We start from the raw sequence: 3,969 nt of genomic DNA on the forward strand, positions 1-3,969 counted from the left end.
GTCAGCTTCGATTGCATGGCAGACAGCGGCACGGGAAATGTCGGGTCGGCCATTTGCGCCGAAAACACCCGCTCCACCCCGCCCTGATGGGTCAGATGCCCCGCCATGACACGGAAGGACGCATTTGGGTTATAGGCCGGCACAAAGAACGGGAACCCGTTGATGTGATCCCAATGTGTATGGGTCAGGAAGATATGGGCATGGGTGACATTGCGCCTGATCAGATCCTTGCCAAGGTTGCGGATCCCGGTCCCGGCATCAAAGATCAGGACCTCGTCACCGACACGCATTTCAATGCAACTGGTATTGCCACCATAAACAACATGGTCAGGTGACGGGCACGCAATGCTTCCACGAACGCCCCAGAATTTAACCTCAATCGCCATTCACCAAGCCCTGCTCAAGGATTGATTGCTTATCGCAAACACCAGTTATCACACCTTCAAACGATCACATCACACACTTGCGAACCAATCATCGATTGCGCGTAACATATTCAATTCACGCCAACAGTGCTTCCGATCACAGCGCCCATCAATTTATCGGCGCGTCCGCAATTGACCGCCACTTCACAGAGCCCAATCGAATTGCGGTAATGGAAAGCCGATCCTTCCGGAACGTCGGAGAATGTCCGCACACCGGAAACGATATGCGCATTGATTGTGATCTTTTCATCAAGTGAACGCGCAGAAAGTCCCATCATCAGGTTGCCATAGGGATCGACATAGATCACTTCGGCCAATTCATCAGGCCAATTCTTTGCCGCACCGAACCGCGCATCAAGCGCGATCGGATGCGATGCAAACGCCTGATCGGTTGCGACCCTTGCGGCAACCGGGCCAAAGATATCCCGACCATGGAAGCTTGCCGATGCATCATCGGGCATCCAGTCAATGACCTTGATCGATACCTTTTCGGCACGCCTTATAATCATTTCAAACAAACCATTATCCGGCCCGACATATGAAACGCCATCGGCCGTAACAACAAGCCCCTGACGCGCACTGCCCACGCCCGGGTCAACAACCGCCAAGACCACATCACCCGCCTGAAATTCACGGGTCAAGGCCGCCAAAAGGTAACTTGCGGCCTTCGGGTTCCGATCCGGCGCATCACACATCAGATCGCAGATCGGCACATCCGGCGCATGACGCATCACGACCGAACGCATGGTGCCGCTATAAGGGCCGTTTACACCAAAATCGCTAAAGATAAAGATCATGGCATGTTACCGGTACATCGGTTGAATAAGGTTAGGCTCAGGACCTAGCTTGAAGACAACAACGCCGGTGGCAACATTTTGATCCCACCGGCGTTGTCGCTATTCTTTTAAGATAAGGTCCATGGACCCGAAGTGCTACTTGACCTCGCAGAACTGGCCGCGTCGTTTCAGCTCCGCACACAGGGAACTTGCCGCACTATCGCTTAGTCCCGTTGCCATCAGGCGGTAATAGGTGCCCTTGCCCGGAATGCTGGCGCGCGTCACACCATGTTGAAGCGGGGCAAGTTGGCCATAACGGCTGCTCAGGATCTGCCAGCCGCGTTCTGCCTGTGCCTCATTACGATAAGACGCCAGATGGACCGATTTGGAGCCACTTGCCATAGCGGCAGGCGCGCTTGCCATTTCCTCAGCCGCCTGAACCGGGCGGCTTTCACCCGTGGCGACACGGCGAACCGGTTCCCCGGAATTAAGGGTCATTGCCGTGCCCTGTGCCGGTTCAACAATGGCGGCTTCAATCGCATCACGTTCGCGCTTGAATTCATCGGGTGTCACCAGCTTCATCTGTTGCAAGTCTTCGATGCGTGCAATCTGGCGTGCGGCATCCATCAGACCTTGCGGCGCTGGCGGCGGGGTTGCGCGTTGGCGCGGCTGGGCTGGCAACAACGCATCGAGAATGGCGGTGCGTTCTGCAACATGTTCCTGCACGGTAATCGCCCCAATCTGAAGCGCACGGTTTAGCTGATTAAGACGTTGTTCGACCTGCTCACCTTCTGGCGGCGGGTTATTCAAAAATGCCGACGGCGCCGGTTGGCTCATGGGCAATAAGGCGCCAAGGTTTGCCGAACGGCGGGCGGAATATTCCTCGGGCGTGACAAGTCCGGTGGACTGCAGATTGCGCAAGATTGCAAACCGTTTGGCGATTGCTTCGTCCCCTGCCGACAGCGCTGCACCGGCCGGAACATCCATCGGCCTGGTTGACGCGCTGGTCATGGACGAAACCGGGTTGCCCGTCATTGGCGCGTTTGTGGCACGACCGGCGGCCACAGCCGCGGCACCATTGCCAAGGCCCGACGGCCCGCTGATGATTTGATCATTGATACTAAGCGACCCCGGCAGGCCGCGCTGAAGCCGCGACAGGTTGAATTCAGCTGCATCACGCAGCGGACGGGGCTGCGTGCCCGTTGCCGAAGACATCAGAACCGTACCGGGCGGGTTCATCGCGATCAGTGTTTCATACCCGTCGCGCGCCCGATCCGGGCGGTTGGTATTTTGATAAAGGACAGACCGCCACAACATTGCATGGCCATCCTGGGGATTTTTGCGCAGTGCCTCGTCAAACAGTTTTTCAGCAGATGCATAATCACCGCTGGCCAATTGTTGAAGGCCAAGTGCGGTGTAATTGTCATCGGCAAAAGACGTTGCCTCGTCCCAGAAATCCTGATCCAGCAGCGGCGCACAGGCCGACACCCATGAAACCACACCGATCACAGCAATACCCTTGCCGATTTTCAGCCAGTTCCCGGTCCGCTTTGCGGATACCTGCATGGCGCCAATCCCCTATTCCATAAAACCCGTTTCGGAAATCATGCTGTAGTGCCGGTTCATATTCCAGCAAAACCCGGCATGGACTTCCCCCATACAGCCTTGATTTTGCACCCTGCTTGCCAACAATTCGTTAAAGCAAATTAATCACTGTTTTTGACGCGACACTTGTCCTGCCATACGTATAGTTTCTATACATAGAATAGTGCTAAAGTGAGTGTCTCAACCATTAACCAGACCTTCAGAACATTATGATTTGATCAGACTTCGGTCTTCGGTGTATTCAACCGGCAAATAACCACTCAAAAAAACGTTTTCTCTTTCAGGGGTTTCGGCGTGATTGAACCGCAGCAATATGGCCAACAGGCCCTTCAGGAATACCTGTTGCTGGATTATGTGCAACGGCTGGAGACCCGTAAATACGGGCACCGGGCGGTACATATTCACCTGTCGCGCTTAAAGCCGTTCCACCGCCGCGATTATCATATCCGCGTTGCGACCAATACCTTTGAAAGCTATGTCAAACTCTATGTCGGCCGTATCTTTGTTCTGACCAACAATGATCTGATCTTTGTCTGGAAAGACAAATCGATTGCAGATGTCGAACCGGCTGTAGATACGCTGCGCTATCTGTTCCGCGATGATCCGCTGTCACAGGACGACAGCGAGGAAACCGGTTTTTGCACCTGGTACAACCTTAATACCGAGTTCCAGGAATTCCTGTTGCTGTGTCAGCACCTTGATGAGCGCGCGAAAAAGCTCCAGAAAAGCTTGAACATGCGCAGCGCCATCCAGCGTGAAAAAGACAACAACGTCCTCAACCCGATCACGGCCGAAAACCTCGGCGAACTTGAAGAAACCATTCACACAGCCGATCTGTCCGAACATATTCGCCAGCAACCGGTCTGTGTCTTCGCCCATGGCAGTTCCAAGGAACTGCATCCGGTATTTGACGAGTTCTTTGTCTCGATCACCGATCTGCGCAACGCGCTGATGCCCAATATTGATCTGGCATCAAACCGCTGGCTGTTCCAGCACATGACCGAGACACTCGACAAACGCATGCTGAACTACCTGTGCAAGCGGACCTTCAAGACGCATGCAAGTTCGTTCTCGATCAACCTTAATCTTGGCACCCTGACGTCCAAGGATTTTGACAAGTTTGATGAAACCGTGCGCCGCAACTGGCAGGGCAACGTGATCAT

Annotated in this window: 4 protein-coding genes; 1 reads left to right on the forward strand and 3 read right to left on the reverse strand. The window is 54.3% G+C overall.

Annotated features, from left to right (window positions below):
* The 3 genes from B3Z49_RS11070 to B3Z49_RS11080 all read right to left on the reverse strand — a co-directional run.
* Positions 1 to 386, reverse strand: a 386-nt coding sequence (locus B3Z49_RS11070) for an MBL fold metallo-hydrolase (RefSeq protein ID WP_296990845.1), incomplete at its 3' end; no start/stop codon positions are given.
* 110 nt (positions 387 to 496) lie between these two features.
* On the reverse strand, positions 497 to 1,222 hold the full coding sequence (locus tag B3Z49_RS11075) for an SAM hydrolase/SAM-dependent halogenase family protein (protein ID WP_296990823.1): 726 nt from the start codon (positions 1,220 to 1,222) through the stop codon (positions 497 to 499).
* 135 nt (positions 1,223 to 1,357) lie between these two features.
* Positions 1,358 to 2,767, reverse strand: a complete 1,410-nt coding sequence (locus B3Z49_RS11080; RefSeq protein WP_296990825.1) for an SPOR domain-containing protein — start codon at positions 2,765 to 2,767, stop codon at positions 1,358 to 1,360.
* 333 nt (positions 2,768 to 3,100) lie between these two features.
* Between B3Z49_RS11080 and B3Z49_RS11085 the strand changes: the two genes are divergently transcribed.
* Positions 3,101 to 3,969: EAL domain-containing protein (locus B3Z49_RS11085; protein ID WP_296990827.1), on the forward strand; the 869-nt coding region annotated here is incomplete at its 3' end.

Origin of the sequence: Thalassospira sp. UBA1131 (genome assembly GCF_002311515.1) — a bacterium.
Lineage (GTDB): Bacteria > Pseudomonadota > Alphaproteobacteria > Rhodospirillales > Thalassospiraceae > Thalassospira.